The organism is Bacillus sp. FSL R5-0709, from assembly GCF_038004785.1.
GTDB classification, from domain to species: Bacteria; Bacillota; Bacilli; order Bacillales; family Bacillaceae_G; genus Bacillus_A; species Bacillus_A mycoides.
Map to the genome: position 1 here is coordinate 4,944,473 of NZ_JBBORT010000001.1, position 20,555 is coordinate 4,965,027.

Below are 20,555 nucleotides of genomic sequence, written 5' to 3' on the forward strand. Positions count from 1 at the left end.
ATTCGGATAGCTTCTTTTATTAAGAAACTTGCTCTGCATTCGTTTCCTTATGCTGTATATGACTCGTAACCCATGTGATTCCGCCAGCAACAACGAGATAGCATAACAATATTAAAATTTGCATTTGTAATTGCGACCAATCGCCCAAAGAAATCACATCTTGTAACCCTCTAAGAGAATGAGACATTGGGAGAAATTGTCCAATTTTGCTAAGAACAGCTATATTTAATTCTCCTGGGAAAGTACCTCCGCTCGTCGCTAATTGAAGAACGAGAAGCGTTACCGCTGCGAACTTCCCAACAATGCCGAATACCGTTACTAACATAAGAATAAATGTCATGAACGTAAAGGAAATAACAATACTTGATAAAACAAAGAGTGATACACTTGCAACTTCTAATTTCATAACTCCTAACACTACCACATCTACAAGTAGTGCTTGAATGAGTCCAATTAAATATACTAATCCTAGTTTATTAATAAAATGTACTGTTCCGCTTACCTTCATATTTTGTCTACGGCCAAGAGGTAAAATATTCGATGCCATAATTCCGCCAACATAAAATGCCAGTGATAAAAAGTATGGTGCAATACCTGAACCGTAGTTAGGCACATCAGAAACTGTCGACTTCACTAATTGAACCGGCTCTGAGAACATCGTATTGCGTGCATCATCATTGCGAACATCCGCTATCTTCTCTGCGCCCTCTTCCAATTTCGTAGAAAGTTCTTTCGCACCATCGTCAAGTTTAACAAGTCCGTTCGTTAACTTATCAGCACCATGATTCAGCTCTGTTCCGCCACTCGCAAGGTGATTTACACCTTCTTGTAATGATGTAAATCCATTTCCCCACTTCGTAAATCCATCAGCTAAATTCGAAGTACCATCTGCTATCTTTTTCGTTCCAGCGGTAGCTTCGTTTAACTTAACTCCGAATGTATTCATGCCTTCCTCAATCTTATGCTGACCATCAGTAAGCTTCCGCGCACCTTGTGTCAATTGTTGTTGGCTATTGTTTAAAGTGTTTGTTGCTTTAGCTAATCCGTTAGAAGTAGCAATGATCTTTTGAAAAGCAGGATCTTGCTGCACTTCTGGATGACTTTTCACGTACTCTTCTAATTGTTGTTTTACACTATTTGCTGCATTGTCCGCTTTCACTTGCCCTTCAGCAAGTTTCTCACTTCCGTTCACCCATTCATTTGTACCAGCACTTAATTCACTAACTCCTGATTGTAAAGACTTCTCACCCTGTGCTAGCAGCTCCATACCATTATGAAGTGATGTCGCTCCCTGACTAAGCTCATTTGCTCCCCCAGTTAAGGCCGATTGACTAGAGGCAAGCTTATCACTTCCTTCTTTTAACTTCACTGTTCCATCATTTAAACGATGAATACCATCTGTAAGCTGATTCGCCCCATTTTTTGCATCCGTCGTTCCTTCATGTAACTTCTCAGCGCCATTACTTGCATCACTCAACCCTTGTGCCAAATCTTGAAACTTTGAAAAGACACCTTCTGTATAAGATTTCGTAATACTATTTGAGATTTTTGTTTTCATATTTTCAACAGCTGTCGTTCCAATTTGAGCTGCTACAAAGTTTTTACCTGGATTTACTTTATACTGCAATTGTGCCGGCTCTGGTTTCTCATCCATTAGTGTACTTACCTTTTTAGAGAACTCCTCCGGAATCGTAACCACCATATAATACTTATCTTCTTTTAGCCCTTCATCAGCATCTTTTTCTGATACGAAATGAAACGCCAATTCCTTATTCTCTTTTAAATTTTTAACAAAATCGTCTCCAGCCTGGATTGTTTTTTCATCCATCACAGCACCCTTATCTAAATTAACAACTGCAACAGGTAATTTATCTAATTTTCCGTACGGATCCCAATATCCAGCTAAGAAGAATCCTGAATAAATTAAAGGAACGATTAATAAAAAAATTAAAGCGATACGTCCATGTTTATGGTTCCACATCGCCTTCCAATCTTTAAATATAAGTTGAATTCCCTTCATGAAACATACTCCTTCTCCTAATTTAACACCCTTCGAATGGTTTAACAGATTTACTATACACGTCACTTTCCATACTGTATAATACATCTTTAATTATCAATTCATTCCTTTTGGTCTATAGAAAGGAGATTCGAAGTGGAACTTCTTCAATTAAAATACTTTCAGACAGTCGCACGACTAGAACATATGACAAAAGCAGCTGAAGAATTGCATATCGCGCAGCCTTCACTCAGTAAAACAATCGCTAGACTAGAAAAGGACTTAGGCGTCCCCTTATTTGATCGCCAAGGTCGACAGATTACATTAAACTCTTTCGGCAAAGTATTTTTAAAACGAGTAGAACGCATTTTTCATGAATTAAGTGAAGGGGAACGCGAAATTAAAGATTTAGCTGAATTACAACAAGGCTCTATTACACTTGCAGTTTCTATTCCAAGAATATTACCCGAGCTACTCGGTTCTTTTTTACTAGAACATCCTAACGTTCGATTCCAACAATTTCTCGCATCTACTCCTTCTATGAAGCGGCAACTAGATAATATGGAAATTGATTTTTGTATCTCCTCTGTACCAATTGAAGGCGAGGAAATGGTTTGGGAACCACTTATCACAGAAGAAATTTTCTTAGCTGTTCCTTCAGGACATCGGTTATCAAACCGCGAAAGTATCTATTTGCATGAAGTAAAAGACGAATCGTTTATTAGTATGAACACTGGTTACGGATTTCGGCACTTAACAGATGAATTTTGTAAAAAAGCTGGTTTCACTCCACATATCGCTTTTGAAGTAGATGAACCAACCGTGATTAGCGATCTCATTAAGCAAGGTCTTGGCATCGCCTTTGTCCCAAGTTTAACTTTATTAAAAAACTCTACTTTAGCATCAAATAAGTTACGTATTATTGAACCTAATTGCGAACGAACTATCGGCTTAAGTTGGTCGAAGAAGCGCTATTTATCAAACACCGCCCAGCAATTTCGTGAATTCGTGATTGATTACTTCTCCAATATTAGGGCGTAAAATTATATCGCTTTACAAACAAATAAAGACACAAATAAAAGGTACCATCCCCATAGGGTGGCACCTTCTATTTTTTACTCTTATCCAATTCCATTTCCGCTAAAAGCGGCAATACGTTATCGAAAATATGTGTATTATTATTCTCACCTGTTACATATCCACCATAATATCTACTAAATACATTATCATTTCGGAATGTAGTCATCCGCTCATACAATTCCTTCGCAAACTTTGTATCACCTGTTTGTAGTACGTACAAAATTGTTAATCCGTAAGATGCTGGTGATTCATAGTTCACAGCTTGTTTTCCAGTTTCTAAGTTATAACGACCATATAACTTTTCGTCTTCGCGAAATTTCTTCTTTATAAATTCCAAATAAGCATCTGATGAAAGACCGCCTAAACTACGATGATAAGCGACGTATGATTGATCAATAAGATTCACTTCTTTATCGTACGTAAATGTCCCATCATCTTTATACTCTTTCGGGAATGCCCAGCCCTGCCTTGGATAATCCGCTAAAAACTGAACAACTTCCTGATACTGCTGTGCAGAAATTTTTCCATACTTTTTCATATAAGAGAATGCATGCGGATTTATGTAAGATGTTGTTGCAAAGTTATTTTGTTTCCCTGTATCTGCATCGTAATAATCAACGTAATAATTACCTTTTTTATTATAACGAAGTACAGAATCACTCAATTGATCTGCAAGGTTTTTATAGCGATCTTCCTTGTACATTTCATAAGCACGATATAATTGTTCTATAATACGAAGATCATCGATAAGTGCATTAGTAGCTGACTGCATTTCTCCCTTTTCAGAGATTTTCCATATAACGATGCGATCCTTGTGTACAAAGTTATTTTGAATAACCTTCACTTGTTCATCAAATAAAGCTTGATCATCTTTATCAAGTGTATATTGTAGCCATAACCCTGCAGATTCTGATAAAGCTTCACGGCCCTTCGCTTCACCCTTACCTGCCTTTGTATCCTCTAAGCGATACGTTGCAAGTGTTCCATTTTCATTCACCATATGTCGTAAAATAAAATGCTCGGTACGATTTCCTTGTAAAGCTGACCAAAATACAACTCCACCTAAAGCGATTAAGAGAATAACCCCAATCCCTATATATAAACGTTTTCGCAAGCTTTTCACCTCCTTTTAAGGCTAACCCTAATTTTACCAGAACATACGCAAATATAAAAAAGACAATCCTTTAGATTGTCTCTCCCACCTTATCCTTCGCAAGCCTCTTTAGCAGGCCTATATAGCGATTCCACAAGTCGATCATATTCACGACGCGTAATTTCTTTATTATACAACTTTAATAATAAATCTCTATGCTCTCTTGAAAATGCCATCTTTTTAATGACTTCAGGATACATAAAACACCCTCTCCATTTCACATAAACTTCTTCATCCCGGAAATAGAACTTACGTTCGCATAAAAGATTATAAAAGATTCAGCCCTAAAAAACAAATAAAATATTACCAAATATCAATGTCTTTCTCTTTAGAATATTTAAATATTATATTACCGTACTCATTTTTTAAATACATATATATTTTTGGTAGTTTTTTGAATAAATTTTCCAATTCAATCAGAAAATAATGGCAAAAAGAAGGGGAGTATACATATGGATACCGTAACATTAGCAAGGGCATTTTTTGGTTCTTCATTAGCATTCCACATTATCTTTGCAACGCTTGGAGTCGGGCTTTCTTTAATGATTTTTATAAGTGAAATACTCTATCACTGGAAGAAAGATTCCGACTATGCCATTATGGCAAAAAGATGGACAAAGGCTTTTGCTATCCTTCTCGGTGTAGCAATTCCAACTGGAACAATTGTTGGTGTACAAATTTCACTTCTTTGGCCTGGCTTCGCCAAAATTGTTGGGCAAGTTATTTCCGTTCCGTTTCAAATTGAGATTTTCGCCTTCTTTTTAGAGGCTTTATTCATGTCTATTTACGTATATGCGGCTGATAAACTACCTCCAGTTATGAGATTAATCTCGCTATTTTTCGTTATGATTGGCGCCACTGCATCTGCCGTGCTTATTACATCGGCAAACACATGGATGAATACACCTGCGGGCTTTTCAATGAATCCAGATGGCTCAGTTTTTAACGTTGATCCGTGGAAAGCTTTCTTTAATCCAAGCTTTGGCACAAGTGCATTCCACGTCGTTATTACGGCCTATACAACTGGAGCAGCTGTTATCGCTTCTATCGCTGGATTTAAATTATTAAAGAAAAATTTAAGCGCTCGTGAAATTGCTTACCATAAAAAAGGATTACTGTTAGGGCTTGTCGTTACATTTATCACAGGTGCTACGATGTGGCTTTCAGGACACGAATCTGCTATTGCCTTACATAAACATTCACCTGAAAAACTAGCATCTGCTGAAGCTTTGTTTGAAACGACATCACACGCGCCTTTATCGATTGGCGGGGTTGTGGACCCTAACACACTTGAACTAAACTATGCCCTTGAAATTCCGAACATGCTTAGCTTATTAGTGGGACTAGACCCTAACACCGTTGTAAAAGGTCTAAAGGAATTCCCGCAAGAAACATGGCCACCATTTTACACACATACACTGTTCAATTTAATGGTCGGCACCGCTGCCTTTACCTTTGCAGTTGCAGCTATTGCCCTCTTATATTGGTACTTTGTTTACCGAAAAAAAGGAGTAGAGTTACCGAAGTGGCTTCTTTGGGGAGCTGCCGCCTGTGGACCCGTTATGTTGCTCGGTATTGAATTCGGATGGATTTTTAGTTGTAGTGGTCGTCAGCCATGGACAATTTATGGCATGCAACGCACGGTAGATGCTTCTACGCGCGCTGATTTCGTCGGTCCTTTATTTGTTTTATTCATCATTTTATATATCGGACTCGGTATTTTAACAGTCTTTGTACTACGGACATTCTTTAAGAAACATCCGTTAAAGAATGATTTACATCACGAAGGAGGCGATTCTCGTGCATGAGGAAAGCATTGCAATCATCATCTTATGGGCTCTTATTTTCGTATATAGCATACTAGGGTCTATTGATTTTGGAGCTGGTTTTTGGGGCATGGTATACGCTAAACACCCGACGCTTGCTGCCAAGCTTGCTAATCGGTACTTATCACCTACTTGGGAAGTAACAAATACGTTTCTTGTCTTTGTCGTCGTTGCTTTTCTCGGTTTCTTCCCAAAAGCGGCCTTTACCCTTGCAACCGTTATGTTTGTACCAGTTATGTTAATTTTAGTACTCGTTGCGATTCGTAGTACATTTATGGTATTTGCTTACTCCCTGCCAAAATACCAACACCTTCTTCGGATTATTTCAGGTATTACCGGGCTCTTAATCCCAGCTCTATTAATTACCGTTCTGCCAGTTACAGAAGGTGCCTATATTACGATGTCTGAAGGAAAAGAAGTGCTCCTTTACGGAAAACTTCTTTCTAGTCCCGTTATTTATTGTTATATGCTCTTCGGACTAACTTCGGAACTATTTCTATCATCTCTCTTTCTTGCTGATTTTGCTAGGGAACAAGGTTCTGAAGATACGTACCGAATTTATAGAAGAAATGCCATCATACTTGGTCCTGCAACGCTCGTGACTGCTATTATCGCTCTCGTTGTAATGGACCCTGAAACACACTGGCTTATGCAAGGACTAATAAAGCAATTCCCATGGTTTACAGTCTCTATCATTTTATTTGTTATCGGATACTCTTCACTTTGGTGGACAAATAAGAAATATGGCACACTAGGCTTTCCTCGCATTGCAGTTTTAGCTGTCGTCGCTCAATATGCATTTGCAAGCTACGCTTACGGCGTCGCCCATTTACCTTATATCATTTACCCGGACGTAACTGTATTTACAAGCTTTACGACGGTCGAAACATTCTATGCACTTCTTATTCTTTACGCAATCGGGATTGCAATTTTACTACCAGGATTTATTTTCTTCTGGAATTTATTCTTAAAAGATCGAACATTTTTAAAGGAAAAATAGTAAATTAGGGGCATTCACACATAGAATGCCCCTAATTTATTAGACTCCTCTCCTAATAGTTATTACACTACCCCTTATACTTGCCTTATTGCTCTAAATACACATATTCACTAGATTAAGGTAGATGCCTAGTTCTTCTTATTTTCTTTTGAATATAATGCTATATAAACTTGAGACAAGCTACATTTGTTCAAGGGAAAATAGAAAGGTAGGTTAAATATGAGCATTGAAATATGGATTACTATTATTGTATTCTTCTTAACGATGATTGTTATCTTTTGGCGACCTCGCGGTTTAAATGAGGCGTGGCCGGCAGCAGTCGGCGCTAGCATTATCCTCATTACTGGACTTGTATCAAAACCAGACGTCATGGACATTATAAGTAAAATCGGCGGTGCCTCTATAACGATACTAGCGACCATCGTTATGGCGGTTATATTAGAAAGCTTCGGCTTCTTCCACTGGTCCGCAGCGAAGCTCGCAAATTTAGCGAAAGGTTCCGGACGACGCCTATACTGGTACATTCAATTACTATGTTTTCTTATGACTCTTTTATTTAATAATGACGGTAGTATTTTAATTACAACACCGATTTTAATTTTACTTCTGAAAAACCTTCAATTAAAACCTCATCAACAAATCCCTTATTTATTAAGCGGTGCTTTAATCGCCACTGCATCTAGTGCACCAATTGGTGTAAGTAATATTGTAAACTTAATTGCCTTAAATATCGTCCACATGACTCTTTATATGCATACTGCTATGATGTTTGTACCTGCAACACTAGGACTACTGTTTATGTCATGGCTCATGTATACAGTTTTAAAGAAAAAAATTCCAGAAAGATTGCCTGTTTCTTCATATGATATTGAAGAAATTTTCTTCACGAAAAACTTCCATCCGTTAAAAGGACAAAATTCTGTTAATACGAAACAAAAACGTACGAAATTCATGTTAAAAGTATTAGGCTTCGTCTTCCTTATGCGCTGTCTTCTATTCGTTGCATCCTTCTTATCGATTCCAATCGAAATTGTTGCCGTACTCGGTTCACTCGTTCTTCTCATCTGGAGATGGTACTACTTACGAACAAACCCAGTCGATATTTTGAAAAAGACACCGTGGCACATTTTAATTTTCGCCTTCTCTATGTACGTAATTATTTACGGGCTTCATAACGCAGGGTTAACAGCGGCACTTGTAAGTTGGCTCGAACCAGTTGTAAGTCAGCATCTACTCTATGCCAGCTTTGCAATGGGCGGACTCGTTTCCCTCCTCTCTAACGTCTTCAATAACCACCCTGCACTTATGATTGGTACAATCACATTAACAGAAATGGGACTAGATCCAGTCACATTAAAAACTATCTATCTCGCAAATATCATCGGTAGTGACATCGGTTCACTATTATTACCAATCGGTACACTAGCTTCCCTCATTTGGATGTATATCTTAAGACAAAACAAAATTAAAGTGAAATGGAAAGATTATTTAAGCGTATCTCTCATCGTAATCCCACTCACAACAGTCGTCACATTATTCCTCTTATACTACTGGGTACAATTATTCTTCACCTTATAAAGTGAAACTTTAATCAGTGGGTAGGTGTTCATCCCCCACTGATTATTAGCCCGCACCAATCGGGCGTTTACGGGCAGTTTATCTCCCACCTAACTTCCTTGCTCCAGCCGAATTTTGAGGTGGGAGTTTTACTGCCCACAAATAGCGGGATAGACGACAGAAGCCCCCTTTGCTACCGTCTTAGCAAAGGGGGCTTCTTCTATATTTAAGTTAGGTACAGTGTGATCAATCAAGTAAAGAGGTGTAACGTGTTATTGATATAAGTGACTACCAGTTTCTTTGAATTCTACCGCTTTCTCTTTCATTCCTTTTTCAATTGCTTCTGTCGTTTCTAAGTCATTTTCTTTCGCATATTCACGAATATCATGTGAAATTCTCATACTACAAAACTTTGGGCCACACATTGAACAGAAATGCGCTGTTTTCGCCCCTTCTGCTGGCAACGTTTCATCATGGTACTCCATCGCGCGTTCAGGATCTAAAGATAAATTAAATTGGTCGCGCCAACGGAATTCAAATCGTGCTTTTGAAAGTGCATCATCACGCTGATGAGCCGTTTTATGCCCTTTCGCAAGATCGGCTGCATGCGCAGCGATTTTGTACGTAATAACCCCTTCGCGAACATCATCTTTGTTCGGTAAACCTAAATGTTCTTTCGGGGTTACATAACAAAGCATCGCCGTTCCAAACCAGCCGATCATCGCAGCACCAATCGCTGAAGTAATATGATCATAACCTGGTGCAATATCTGTCGTTAACGGCCCAAGTGTATAGAACGGCGCACCCTGACAAATATCAAGTTCTTTCTCCATATTTTCTTTAATTAAATGCATCGGTACATGCCCAGGTCCTTCAATCATAACTTGCACATCATGTTTCCAAGCGATTTTTGTTAATTCACCAAGTGTTTCAAGCTCAGAAAACTGCGCTTCGTCATTTGCATCTGCAATAGAACCTGGACGTAATCCATCTCCAAGAGAGAATGAAACATCGTACTGCTTCATAATTTCACAAATCTCTTCAAAGTGAGTATATAGGAAGTTTTCTTTATGATGGAATAAACACCACTGCGCCATAATTGAACCACCGCGCGAAACAATACCTGTCATACGCTTTGCAGTAATTGGAATGTAACGAAGTAATACACCAGCGTGAATCGTGAAGTAATCAACGCCTTGCTCCGCCTGCTCAATTAACGTATCACGATACACCTCCCACGTTAAATCCTCTGCAATTCCGTTTACTTTTTCAAGCGCTTGATAAATTGGCACAGTTCCAACTGGTACCGGAGCATTACGAATAATCCACTCACGTGTTGTATGAATGTTTTTACCTGTAGATAAATCCATAATCGTATCTGCACCCCAGCGAGTCGCCCACGTCATCTTCTCTACTTCTTCTGCAATAGAAGACGATACAGCAGAGTTTCCGATATTTGCATTTACCTTCACGTGAAAATTACGTCCAATTATCATCGGTTCCGCTTCAGGATGGTTAATGTTCGCCGGCAAAATCGCACGACCTTCTGCAATCTCCTTACGAACAAATTCAGGCTCTACCCCTTCACGAATCGCAACATATTCCATCTCAGACGTAATAATGCCATTACGCGCATAATGCATTTGCGAAACATTTGCACCTTGCTTCGCTCTAAGCGGCTTACGATCCATTTGCGGGAAAACAGGTGTATGTTTTGAAGCTACTTTCACACCGTCATCCTCAGGTTTAATTTCGCGTCCTTCATAAGCTTCCACATCACCACGCCCCAAGGTCCAAGAGTGGCGCGGCGTTGGAATCCCTTTTTCCAGCTCCACTTTATACTCTGGATCTGTATAAGGTCCACTCGTATCATACACACGGATTGGCGGATTTTGAACACCGTTCGTATCGCTTTGTTCAATCTCGCGCATTGGTACTTTCATACCTTCACGTGTTCCATCCACATACACTTTCTTACTTCCTGGTAAACTCGATTTCAATTCAATTTGCTCAGCTGAAACAGACTGTTTCATAACTTTTGTTGCCCCCCTGTTCGTGACAAGGACGAGATATGGCCAGCGCATGCCAAAATAAAAAGAGCCAGGTCCATAAAAGAATAAGGACCTGGCTCATAAAGACATAATTATGTAAAGCCGTTAACTTCCCTACGCTGGTACGAGCCAGATCAGGTCCAAAGGGTTAAGAAGTTCACACGCTTCTCTCTCAGCCTACGCATACGTTAGGCACCCCTAGTTTATCACTGATTTAATTTTCAATACTTTCCCATCATACACTATAATCTGAAAAATGAAAAGTTTATTTCTTTTGTTGCTTACGGAATCATCCAAGTTAAATAATAAGCCTGCACATACGTCATAATCCCAACAATAGTAACGAAGAATAAACTATGCTTCAATGTAAAGCGGAACAAATCTGACTCTTTCCCAGCAAGTCCAACTGCCGCACAAGCAATCGCAATTGATTGCGGAGAAATCATTTTACCTGTTACACCGCCCGTTGTATTTGCTGCAACAAGAAGCACTTCAGATACACCGACTTGCTGCGCTGTAATTGCTTGTAAATTCGAGAACAGTGCGTTCGCTGACGTATCTGATCCTGTTAAGAATACGCCAATCCATCCTAAGAATGGTGAGAAGAACGGGAATAATCCGCCAGTTCCTGCAAGTGCTAACGCTAATGTAGAAGATAGACCAGAATAGTTTGCAATAAATGCGAATCCTAATACGAATCCAATAGATAGAATTGGCATTTTTAGTTCATTTAACGTTTCTTTAAATGTTGCTACTGCATCTTTTGCACTCATTTTCAAAATAAAGATAGAAATGATACAAGCAATTAAAATTGCTGTTCCAGTCGCTGATAAAATATCTAATTTCAAGATTGCTTCATAAGGTGTTGGTTTATTTACAATAGGCTCTGCTTTCATTACTAAATTGTGCAAGCTTGGAACTTCAAATTTAAATACGAGACTTTCTAAAGCGCCGCCCGGAGCGAATAACGCTTTAAAGAAACTTTGGCTCCAGATGACTACCATCACAGTCAAAATAATGAACGGAGACCACGCTTTTACTACTTTTCCTACCGTTAGTTTCGGCATAGATGTCGCCGTCGTCGTTGCTGCTACTTCACTATTCGCTTGCTTAGTTTGATAAATTTCTTTCGGCTGCCAAACTTTTAAGAATAGCGATAAACTTACTAAACTTACAAGCGCTGACGTAATATCCGGAAGTTCTGGTCCTAAAAACGTCGCTGTAATAAACTGTGTAATTGCAAATGAACTACCCGCTACAAATAAAGCAGGCCACGTTTGTTTTACTCCTTTAAAGCCATCCATTAAAAATACGATAAAGAACGGAACAAATAAAGATAAGAACGGTAATTGATGCCCAGCCATTTGTCCAATTTTATGCGGATCAATGCCTGTCACTTGTCCAGCAACTGTAATCGGAATCCCCATCGCTCCGAACGCTACTGGTGCAGTATTTGCGATTAAACAAAGACCTGCTGCATATAAAGGATTTAGCCCAAGGCCTGCCAGAAGCGCTGCCGTAATCGCTACTGGTGCACCAAATCCTGCTGCCCCTTCCAAAAATGCTCCAAATGAAAATCCAATTAAAATAACGAGTAAACGATGGTCATTCGTAATGGATAATACAGATGCACGAATGACATCAAATTGACCTGTTTTCACAGAAATTTTATATAAAAATACTGACATAATGATAATCCACGCAATCGGCCATAACCCGTATAAGAAACCGTATCCGGTCGCTGCCATTGCCATTGTGAATGGCATTTTATACGCAAATAGCGCCACCAAAATCGTTAATACAACTGTAATAAATCCTGCCACATACCCCTTCATGCGGAAAACTGCTAATGCTAAGAAAAAAAAGATGATTGGAATAAGTGCAACTGCTGCCGAAATCCAAATGTTACCGAACGGATCGTAAACTTGTGTCCATGTGTTCATTGTTCTCTCCCCCTAAAGAATCCCCTTTTAAATAAAAATAACCTTATCAATAGACTATCAGGTCATCATACCTTTAAGTCTAAAAAATATAAAACGTTCAAGAAAACGTTTTCAATAATTTTATCACAACAATTTTCATTTAAAAAGATTTTTTTGAAAATTTCATCATTTAAAACGGAAAATCTTACAAAAACGTCACGTTCTTGTAATGTTAATCGATAGGAAGCTCGCCAAATCTACTGCATACTAAAGGTATAACAACGAACATTACTTATGAGGTGATATATATGAACGGAAACAAAATATTAGCAGCTTTATCATACTTTAGTGTATTATTTGCGCCTATCTTATTCCCTATTATCGTGTGGATTGTGGGCGATTCTGAAACGAAACCACATGCAAAACGTGCTCTATGGACACACATTATTCCAAGTATCGCAACATTTATTGGATTAGTTATTTTAGGAATTATGGGCATCGGATCTGATCAACCAGACGTAACACTTGGAATTGGAGCAATCATCGTCTTATGTATTTGCGGGATCATTAGCTTATACTACTTTATTTGGAATATCGTGAAAGGTATTAAGGTACTGAAAGCTTAGTTTTAAACAAACGTTTGATTAAAAAGGAACTGTCCAAAAATTGATGTCGCATGATCGTAAATGAAATTTTATCGGCGATTCGACAAGGAATATCGACTTAACTACAAAATACGACAAGAATAACCTACCTATTAATAACAAAAAAACCGTCCCAAAATACCTTTTGGGACGGTTTTTTTATCTTTTGCGTTTCTTCTTTTTTCTCATCATTTTCTTTCGGCGCGTATTCGCTTTATCCGCTATAATGTGGAGCGTACTCGCCACAACAATCCCCATTACAAACGTTACAATTTCAACCTCGTGTTCCTTCGCAATTTCTATTAAATTTCCACTGAATGCGATTATATTTAATAGGAATAAAAACGGAGAAAACACGATTAACATGTATGCAATACGAATAATATCACCAATTATAATCGTATGTGTGAAGAAGGAACGATGGGGCATTACGCTCCTATATGGATACCAAAAAATGCGGAGGAATCCCCATTTATTATACGCATTACTGTACGTATCTAAATCCGGTGTTAGAAATGAAGTACCTACTAAAAAGCCAATTGCAAAAGTTAATAAAAAATCAAAACTTGTTAATCCATACGAAAAGAGCATAAACAAAACAACCGGAAGGGATATTAAGTTTATTTTCGTATGCGTTCTTCCTGATGGCATAATGCACTTCCTCGCTTACGTTCGCCCTGTCATCCTATGACAGTTCTCACCTATTGATCTAATTTTTGATCGATAAATGATGTGTCTATATCCGAACCAAACCATTCTGCCAACTTCACTCGTGCCTTATCTTTCACATCTTCATTTACGTATATCGATGCTTGTAATAGTGCGGCCATTAACGCACCTAAATCATCCGTATAACCGACTCCAGCAATGAAATCTGGAATGGCATCAATCGGTGCAATGAAATAAGCAAGTGCTCCGATTACAATAATTTTCACTCGTTTTGGAACATCCGGTCTTTGCAACACGTAAAACAACAATAAACTCGCATAGATTACCGACTGCCCTGCCTGCTTCGCAACATGTTTTATTTTCTTCCAAAACGCTTCAACTGAAAATTTTTGTTTCATTCAAAAGCCTCCCTATTTTCAAAAGAAATAAGCTACAATATGTTATGTTATCAGTAAAAGTTCATCAAAATTACACATAATCTATCAATGAAATTTCATTGTAACAAACAAAACCGAAAAGAACAAGTGTTCGTTAATTTTTTCATATTTTCCTTCATATAATAGTTTTCTAGACAACCACTTAAAGATTTCTATTCCATATTTCTCAACCAAAAAACTTTCAATTCCGCTTAACATTCTTTTCTATTTTTGTTATATTTTCTAGTTGACGGGCATATAAACGAATGTTAAAGTTTTCTCTGGTAGTGACAAATCACATACAAAAAATGTAAAATGTTATAGTGTTTCTCAGAAATGAATTTTGTTGTATAATACAGAAATGACGTTATGCTTATGAGCAGCACAAGAAACCAAAAAGGGTATGCATAGTTAAAGTCGTATATGGGTGAATATAGAAACTCTAATTATGGCCAAGAAAACTATGTATTTTTTATTTTAACATTTTTCGCTCCAAAATCGACCAAGCCTGATAGAGAAAGGGTGGAAATGAATGAAAGAAACCATGAAATCACAATTTCAAAATGTGCGTTTTACTTTATTCGTAGCTTTGGCCGTATGGCTAAAATCCTACATCATTACACGCACTAGCTTCGATTTAAAACTTGAATCTTTCATGCAAGAATTCATTTTATTCATTAGTCCATTAGCAGCATCATTACTGTTTGTGGGTCTTGCATTATTTGCAAAAGGGAAAAAACGTAACTATATAGCACTAGGAATTAACTTTATCTTAACGTTCATTCTTGTTGGTAACGTAATGTTCTACGGATTCTACAATGACTTCGTTACTTTACCAGTACTAGGACAAACGTCTAATTTCGGAAGTTTAGGTTCTAGTGTGAAAGAATTATTTAACTACAAAATCATCCTTGCATTTGCGGATATCATCGTATTCTTCGTTCTATTGAAGAAGAAGAAAGATTTTGCACCGACAGAACGTGTAGCGCGTCCGATGCGTTCTCTATACTTCGTGTCAACGGTTGCTATTTTCTGCGTAAACCTAGGATTTGCAGAAGCTGAGCGTCCAGAACTATTAACACGTTCATTCGACCGCGTTATGCTTGTTAAAAACTTAGGATTATATGTACACCAAGCATACGATCTTGGCTTACAAGCAAAATCAAGTTCACAAAAAGCGTTTGCTGATGGTAGTAAATTACAAGAAACAGAAAACTACGTGAAAACAACACAAAGTAAACCAGATCCGAATATGTTTGGTACTGCAAAAGGGAAAAACGTAATTGTTGTCTCTCTTGAATCATTACAAACATTCTTAATTGGTGCGCAAGTTAACGGACAAGAAGTTACACCATTCCTAAACCAATTTGCGAAAGAAAGTTATTACTTCGATAACTTCTTCCATCAAACTGGGCAAGGTAAAACGTCTGATGCTGAATTCTTAGTAGATACTTCAATGTATCCACTAGACCGTGGTGCTGTATTCTTCACACACGGTAATAACGAATATACAGCAACTCCAGAAATTTTGCGTCAGCAAGGATATCACACATCAGTATTCCACGCGAATAACGCAACGTTCTGGAACCGTAACATTATGTATCCGGCACTTGGTTATGATCGTTACTACAACGAGCTTGACTACAAAATTACGCCAGAAACAAAATTAAATTGGGGATTAAAAGATATCGAATACTTCGATCAATCTATCGATATGTTAAAACAAGTGAAGCAACCGTTCTATACTCGCTTCCTTACTTTAACAAACCATTACCCATTCACTTATGATGACAGTACGAAATTAATCGATGAATACAATTCTGGTGATGGCGTATTTGACCGTTACATGGTAACTGCTCGCTATTTAGACGAAGCAATGAAACACTTTATTGAGCGTCTAAAAGCAGAGGGTATTTACGACAACTCAGTTATCGTATTCTACGGTGATCACTATGGTATTTCTGAAAACCATAACCGTGCAATGGCACAGTTCTTAGGAAAAGAAGAAATCACTACATTTGACCATATGAACTTACAAAAAACACCGATGTTTATTCACGTTCCAGGTCAAAAAGAAGGTAAAACAATTTCAAAACCAACTGGTGAAATTGACATTAAGCCAACAATTCTAAACTTACTTGGTGTAGATTCTACGAATCAAATTCAATTCGGTCATGATGTATTCTCACCAGAAAATAAAGGATTCGTTGTTCTTCGTGACGGTAGCTTCGTTACAGATAAGTACATGTACACGAACAGTACATTCTACGATCGCCACACTGGTGAAGTTCTGCAGTTACCGAAAGAAGAAGCTCAACCACTTATTGATCGTGCACAAAACGAGCTAAACATGTCTGACAAAATCATTGAAGGTGACTTACTTCGCTTCTCTGAAAGTAACAAGATCAAAACTGGTGAAGTAAAGACAGCTATTAAAGAAGAAAAGAAGAGCGCTGAGTAATCTCAGCCTCTTTTTTTATTTTCTGCTATCCTTCCTCTCCTATTCATTAACTTTAAAATTACATAACCTTCACCTAATATTTACACCACATTAACGAAACATCTTTATAATAAAATATGTAAACAAGGTTCCACATATTTCTTATCTCTCATCTTCAATAAGATCCCTTAGAGAAATGTGTGCATCATTTGTTTTCAATTTTCTTATAATTGTCTTTCCAAGTGTTTTGTTTGCATAAATGAAACCTTTAAAGACGATGTCCCTATGAATGATAGCTACCCTCCTTGTGCAGCATTCCATACGAATGTTGCTTTTTTTTTTCAAAAAGCAGGATTCTTATTTCTCATTTCCGAATTTGTATATACAAAATGCTATAAAGTGAAACTTTAATCAGTGGGTGTTTTGTTCATCCCCCACTGATTATTAGCCCTCACCAATCGGGCGTTTACGGGCAGTTAATGCAGGATAAATCACCACTACTTCTCTGTGATTTACAAAATACATATACGTCATATGTATAGAATTGCTTACATAAAAATTACTATAGTGATTTTTATTCATGTACTAACGAAAGGATGGGACGAAAATTGGCATACGAAAGATTTGTACTATGGAATGATGCAGTTATTGATACAACAAAACATCGCGCGTACATAGAACTTGAAGAAAGAGGTTTACAATTTGGTGATGGCGTCTATGAAGTTATTCGCCTTTATAACGGAAACTTTCACTTATTAGACCCACATTTAACAAGATTATATCGATCCCTTGAAGAAATAGAATTATCACTTCCTTTCTCAAAAGCCGAACTCATCATCTTACTCTACAAATTAATTGAAAACAATAATTTCCACGAAGACGGAACAATTTACTTACAAGTATCTCGTGGTGTACAAGCTCGAGCACATGCATTTTCATATGACATATCTCCGACAATCTATGCTTATATTTCAAAAAAAGAAAGACCATCTTTATGGATTGAATACGGTGTACGTGCTATATCAGAACCTGATACACGCTGGCTCCGCTGTGATATTAAATCGTTAAATTTATTACCAAATGTATTAGCTTATACGAAAGCTGAACGCAAAGGTTGTAAAGAAGCACTTCTCGTACGAAATGGTATTGTAACTGAAGGTAGCCACTCTAACTTCTTTCTTATAAAAAACGGAACACTGTATACGCATCCAGCCAATCACCTTATTTTAAACGGCATTATTCGTCAGTACGTCCTTTCTTTAGCTAACACTCTTCAACTTCCTGTAAAGGAAGAGCTTTTCAGCGTTCGCGATGTTTATCAAGCAGATGAATGCTTCTTTACGGGAACGACTATTGAAATTTTACCGATGACCCATCTCGATGGAACTGCGATTCAAGATGGTCAAGTTGGCCCTATCACCAAATTACTACAAAGGTCATTTTCTCAAAGCCTTTTAAAATCCAACAGCACATCTTCCTAAATACGAATAATCTTCTCATTTTCCACATCAAATATATGTATTTAAATGGAAATCAAGGTGCAGATTTATACCTTGATTTTTTTTTTGTAACCTTTTTGTCATATTCAGATTACCACATAAGTCTTGACAGTAATCGACATGCTCTTTAGAATTTTTAACAGTTGGTAAATATTTCTTCACTACATTACAGACAGAAAGGAATCGACAAATTATGAAAAAATACCTTGCCGGTCTTGCGGCAGTGTCTGTAGCAGGAGGAGCAGCCCCTACACTTGATAGCGTTCAAGCTGCCCCTGAACAAAATACACAAAAAGCTGCTACACAAACTGTCCAAGCTTCCGCATCAAACAATTCATCATATACGGTGAATGCTAGCGTACTACACGTTCGTGCAGGATCAAGTACTTCTCACGACGTCATCTCTCGCGTTTATAATGGTCAATCATTAAACGTAATTGGAGAAGAAAATGGTTGGTTCAAAATTAACGTTAATGGACAAACTGGTTTTGTTAGTGGCGAGTTTGTATCAAAAAACGGAGCAACGAATAACAATGTAAGCACAGGTGGAAACAATAAAGTTACTGCTGATGTATTACGTGTACGTACAGCTCCTAACACTTCTAGTTCTGTTTCAGGACGTGTATATGAAGGACAAACTTTAAACGTAATTGGAGAAGAAAATGGTTGGGTGAAAATCAACCATAACGGACAAACTGGTTATGTTAGTAGCCAATTTGTATCAGGCGCTTCTTCAAATACTGGCTCTACAAGCAATAACAACAATAGTAACAATGAAGCAACTGTTCAACCAGCAAGTGGAAACTATACAGTAAATGTATCTTCCCTTCGCGTTCGTACAGGTCCTAGCACTTCTCATCCAACTGTAGGTTCTGTTAAACAAGGACAAGTAGTACAAGTTGTAGGCGAAGTTCAAGATTGGTTCAAAATCAATTACGCGGGACAAACTGCTTACTTAAGCAAGGACTACGTAACAAAAGGCGGTTCTAACGAAAACGTCACTCAAGGTAACAACCAAGAGCAAAATAATAATGGAACTGTTCAAACTGGTGGTACTTACGTTGTTAACGCAACATCTCTACGTGTTCGTACAGGCCCTGCAGCTTACCATAGTGTAATTGGCGGCGTGTTAAATGGTACAACATTAAACGTAGTTGGATCTGAAAACGGCTGGTTTAAAGTAAACTACCAAGGAAAAACAGGCTATGTTAGTAGCGAATTTGTAAAATTCGTTAAAGGTGGCACAGCTACTCCTGAACAACCGAAACAGCCTGAACAGCCAAAACAACCTGATCAAGGTGCAATTGGCGACTACTACATTAATGCTTCTGCACTAAATGTACGTAGCGGCGAAGGTACAAATTATAGAATCATAGGCGCACTCCCACAAGGACAGAAGGTTCAAGTAATCTCTGAAAACTCTGGATGGAGCAAAATTAACTACAACGGTCAAACTGGTTACATCGGAACACGTTTCCTATCTAAAACACCAGTTGGTGGCGCAGTAGATAATAAGCCTAACGACAACCAAAATAACAATCAAAATAATAACAACAATAATAATACTAATAATAGCGGTGACAGTTCTTCTCTACTTGCATACGCGAAATCTATGCAAGGCGTACCATACGTTTGGGGCGGTACTTCTGCTAATGGTGTTGACTGCAGTGGTTACATCTACCACGTATTTAAGAAATTTGGTCATAACATTAGCCGCCAAAGTGTTGCTGGATATTGGAGCAGCTTACCACAAACTTCAAGTCCACAACCTGGAGACTTAATTTATTTCAAAGATACTTATAAAGCAGGTCCTTCTCACATGGGTATCTACCTTGGCGGGGGATCATTCATCCAATCCGGAGATAAAGGTGTAGCAATCGCTTCATTAAACAACTCTTATTGGAAAAGCCATTTCTTAGGGTATACGAAAGCACCTTAAGTTATAGTTTCAGAGCCTTCTAGTTTACTAGAAGGCTCTTTTTAAAAGACTCAACATAGTAATCCCCTTTCATTCTCTCTACGAAAAAATTATGCGTTCATTCTCCTATTTCATACACTATATTCTATTGAAATTGCCCAAAACGTTATCATAATGAATATATTTCAACAAAAAACATAACCTATTTCATGTCTATTCATTTTATATGTGTTTTTTCAAAGAATTTTCTTTTTATTTAAACTTTTCGTTAGACGTTTGACCTCCGATGTCCATTATGATAAGTTACTTAAGATGTTATATTCGCAAAAGTATAGACAACTGGTTTATACACTTTTTTACTATGAGGAAGGAGCATACACT

At 37.8% G+C, this 20,555-nt stretch carries 15 protein-coding genes and 1 riboswitch; of the genes, 8 read left to right on the plus strand and 7 right to left on the minus strand.

The window, feature by feature from the left end:
• Nucleotides 1–19: 19 nt before the first annotated feature.
• Nucleotides 20–2,020 (minus strand): YhgE/Pip family protein, encoded by a 2,001-nt coding sequence (locus MKX37_RS25560; protein ID WP_078421825.1) that lies wholly within the window; start codon nt 2,018–2,020, stop codon nt 20–22.
• Between the two features lie 135 nt (nt 2,021–2,155).
• On the opposite strand from MKX37_RS25560, the gene MKX37_RS25565 reads away from it, so the two are divergent.
• Nucleotides 2,156–3,040, plus strand: coding sequence for a LysR family transcriptional regulator (locus MKX37_RS25565; protein WP_002129960.1), 885 nt, complete (start codon nt 2,156–2,158; stop codon nt 3,038–3,040).
• A gap of 67 nt (nt 3,041–3,107) precedes the next feature.
• Here MKX37_RS25565 and MKX37_RS25570 read toward each other — a convergent pair whose 3' ends face one another.
• Both MKX37_RS25570 and MKX37_RS25575 read right to left on the minus strand, forming a co-directional pair.
• Nucleotides 3,108–4,193, minus strand: a complete 1,086-nt coding sequence (locus MKX37_RS25570; protein ID WP_002089636.1) for a hypothetical protein — start codon at nt 4,191–4,193, stop codon at nt 3,108–3,110.
• An 89-nt stretch (nt 4,194–4,282) separates the two neighbouring features.
• Nucleotides 4,283–4,432 (minus strand): hypothetical protein, encoded by a 150-nt coding sequence (locus MKX37_RS25575; RefSeq protein ID WP_002129963.1) that lies wholly within the window; start codon nt 4,430–4,432, stop codon nt 4,283–4,285.
• A 252-nt stretch (nt 4,433–4,684) separates the two neighbouring features.
• On the opposite strand from MKX37_RS25575, the gene cydA reads away from it, so the two are divergent.
• From cydA to MKX37_RS25590, 3 genes are all read left to right on the plus strand, one after another.
• Nucleotides 4,685–6,040, plus strand: a complete 1,356-nt coding sequence (gene cydA / locus MKX37_RS25580) for a cytochrome ubiquinol oxidase subunit I (RefSeq protein WP_002034780.1) — start codon at nt 4,685–4,687, stop codon at nt 6,038–6,040.
• Complete coding sequence (locus MKX37_RS25585) at nt 6,033–7,058, plus strand: cytochrome d ubiquinol oxidase subunit II (protein ID WP_002089640.1); 1,026 nt, start codon at nt 6,033–6,035, stop codon at nt 7,056–7,058. The genes cydA and MKX37_RS25585 overlap by 8 nt, the downstream gene beginning before the upstream one ends.
• Before the next feature lie 219 nt (nt 7,059–7,277).
• Nucleotides 7,278–8,636 carry an arsenic transporter gene (locus MKX37_RS25590; protein WP_050000986.1) on the plus strand — a complete coding sequence of 453 codons (1,359 nt, stop codon included), beginning with the start codon at nt 7,278–7,280 and terminating at the stop codon, nt 8,634–8,636.
• A 251-nt stretch (nt 8,637–8,887) separates the two neighbouring features.
• Here the strand turns inward: MKX37_RS25590 and thiC are convergent, their stop codons facing one another.
• Complete coding sequence (gene thiC, locus MKX37_RS25595; protein WP_002016178.1) at nt 8,888–10,648, minus strand: phosphomethylpyrimidine synthase ThiC; 1,761 nt, start codon at nt 10,646–10,648, stop codon at nt 8,888–8,890.
• A 112-nt stretch (nt 10,649–10,760) separates the two neighbouring features.
• Nucleotides 10,761–10,876: riboswitch (TPP riboswitch) on the minus strand.
• Nucleotides 10,877–10,947: 71 nt separating this feature from the next.
• A complete protein-coding gene (gene lldP, locus MKX37_RS25600; RefSeq protein WP_002016180.1) occupies nt 10,948–12,609 on the minus strand; it encodes an L-lactate permease in 1,662 nt (553 codons plus the stop codon).
• Between the two features lie 287 nt (nt 12,610–12,896).
• Here lldP and MKX37_RS25605 point away from each other — a divergent pair, with 287 nt between their 5' ends.
• Nucleotides 12,897–13,214 (plus strand): DUF4870 domain-containing protein, encoded by a 318-nt coding sequence (locus tag MKX37_RS25605; RefSeq protein ID WP_002016181.1) that lies wholly within the window; start codon nt 12,897–12,899, stop codon nt 13,212–13,214.
• A gap of 177 nt (nt 13,215–13,391) precedes the next feature.
• On the opposite strand, the gene MKX37_RS25610 is transcribed toward MKX37_RS25605, so the two are convergent.
• Nucleotides 13,392–13,883, minus strand: a complete 492-nt coding sequence (locus MKX37_RS25610; protein WP_033731080.1) for a metal-binding protein — start codon at nt 13,881–13,883, stop codon at nt 13,392–13,394.
• Between the two features lie 50 nt (nt 13,884–13,933).
• Nucleotides 13,934–14,299, minus strand: a complete 366-nt coding sequence (locus tag MKX37_RS25615) for a YkvA family protein (protein WP_002016186.1) — start codon at nt 14,297–14,299, stop codon at nt 13,934–13,936.
• 550 nt (nt 14,300–14,849) lie between these two features.
• On the opposite strand from MKX37_RS25615, the gene MKX37_RS25620 reads away from it, so the two are divergent.
• The 3 genes from MKX37_RS25620 (at nt 14,850) to MKX37_RS25630 (ending at nt 20,195) form a co-directional block, all read left to right on the plus strand.
• Nucleotides 14,850–16,778, plus strand: coding sequence for an LTA synthase family protein (locus tag MKX37_RS25620; RefSeq protein ID WP_002129972.1), 1,929 nt, complete (start codon nt 14,850–14,852; stop codon nt 16,776–16,778).
• 575 nt (nt 16,779–17,353) lie between these two features.
• Nucleotides 17,354–18,238 (plus strand): D-amino-acid transaminase, encoded by an 885-nt coding sequence (locus MKX37_RS25625; protein WP_002016184.1) that lies wholly within the window; start codon nt 17,354–17,356, stop codon nt 18,236–18,238.
• Between the two features lie 211 nt (nt 18,239–18,449).
• A complete protein-coding gene (locus tag MKX37_RS25630; protein ID WP_002167372.1) occupies nt 18,450–20,195 on the plus strand; it encodes a C40 family peptidase in 1,746 nt (581 codons plus the stop codon).
• Nucleotides 20,196–20,555 lie beyond the last annotated feature (360 nt).

Coding starts and splice junctions, on each gene's coding strand:
- MKX37_RS25560 (WP_078421825.1), bottom strand. CDS start 2,020: ATGAAGGGAATTCAACTTATATTTAAAGATTGGAAGGCGATGTGGAAC.
- MKX37_RS25575 (WP_002129963.1), bottom strand. CDS start 4,432: ATGTATCCTGAAGTCATTAAAAAGATGGCATTTTCAAGAGAGCATAGA.
- cydA (WP_002034780.1), top strand. CDS start 4,685: ATGGATACCGTAACATTAGCAAGGGCATTTTTTGGTTCTTCATTAGCA.
- MKX37_RS25590 (WP_050000986.1), top strand. CDS start 7,278: ATGAGCATTGAAATATGGATTACTATTATTGTATTCTTCTTAACGATG.
- thiC (WP_002016178.1), bottom strand. CDS start 10,648: ATGAAACAGTCTGTTTCAGCTGAGCAAATTGAATTGAAATCGAGTTTA.
- lldP (WP_002016180.1), bottom strand. CDS start 12,609: ATGAACACATGGACACAAGTTTACGATCCGTTCGGTAACATTTGGATT.
- MKX37_RS25605 (WP_002016181.1), top strand. CDS start 12,897: ATGAACGGAAACAAAATATTAGCAGCTTTATCATACTTTAGTGTATTA.
- MKX37_RS25610 (WP_033731080.1), bottom strand. CDS start 13,883: ATGCCATCAGGAAGAACGCATACGAAAATAAACTTAATATCCCTTCCG.
- MKX37_RS25615 (WP_002016186.1), bottom strand. CDS start 14,299: ATGAAACAAAAATTTTCAGTTGAAGCGTTTTGGAAGAAAATAAAACAT.
- MKX37_RS25620 (WP_002129972.1), top strand. CDS start 14,850: ATGAAAGAAACCATGAAATCACAATTTCAAAATGTGCGTTTTACTTTA.
- MKX37_RS25625 (WP_002016184.1), top strand. CDS start 17,354: ATGGGACGAAAATTGGCATACGAAAGATTTGTACTATGGAATGATGCA.
- MKX37_RS25630 (WP_002167372.1), top strand. CDS start 18,450: ATGAAAAAATACCTTGCCGGTCTTGCGGCAGTGTCTGTAGCAGGAGGA.